Source organism: Vibrio sp. 10N.222.46.A1, assembly GCF_041473595.1.
Classification (GTDB): domain Bacteria; phylum Pseudomonadota; class Gammaproteobacteria; order Enterobacterales; family Vibrionaceae; genus Vibrio; species Vibrio tasmaniensis_A.
The window spans coordinates 1-731 of sequence record NZ_JBFRSN010001285.1; the positions used below are offsets into that span (position 1 = coordinate 1).

The 731-nt window shown below is 48.8% G+C and carries 1 protein-coding gene; it reads right to left on the reverse strand.

What is annotated here, in order from left to right:
- Positions 1-2: 2 nt before the first annotated feature.
- Positions 3-731, reverse strand: a 729-nt coding sequence (gene cysQ / locus AB4496_RS25995) for a 3'(2'),5'-bisphosphate nucleotidase CysQ (RefSeq protein ID WP_372132755.1), incomplete at its 5' end; no start/stop codon positions are given.

Here is a 731-nt window from a genome sequence, read left to right on the forward strand (position 1 = left end):
GCCTAGTCTTTACCTTGTAAGATTTCTGCCCACGGTAAGTCAGCATCACCAAGCACAATGAAGTTCGGGTTCTCAAGCGTCTCTCTTTCATTGTACGAAAGCGGCTCTAACTGGGTACTTAAGATTCGTCCGCCAGCTTCTTCAACAATGCACTGGGTTGCTGCGGTATCCCACTCTCCGGTTGGTCCAATACGTAGATAACAGTCCACAGCACCTTCTGCGACTAAACATGCCTTAAGCGCAGCAGAGCCAAGAGGAACTAAGTCGTAGTTCCAAGCAGAGCTCATACGGTTAGTGATTCGATTGATGTCTTGGCGACGGCTGATTGCCATCGCGATCGATTGGTTTGGTAGCTCGTGACGGTGCGTTTTGATTTTAACGCTGTCATTAAGGTCTGGAATTTTCCATGCACCTTTACCACTGTAAGCGTAATAACTCACACCTGAAACCGGTGCGTACACCACGCCCATTACCGGCTTGTTGTGTTCGATTAGGGCTATGATTGTCGCGAAATCGCCACTTCGTGCGATGAATTCCTGTGTTCCGTCCAGCGGGTCAACCAACCAGTAGCGATCCCATTGAGAACGTTGCTCTAGGCTGATATCAGCGGCTTCTTCCGATAACACCGGAATATCAGGTGTCAGTTCGCTAAGTTTTTTCGAGATCAGTTTATGAGCGGCGAGATCAGCACTAGTGACGGGCGTATCATCACTCTTGGTAAACTCTTCGTA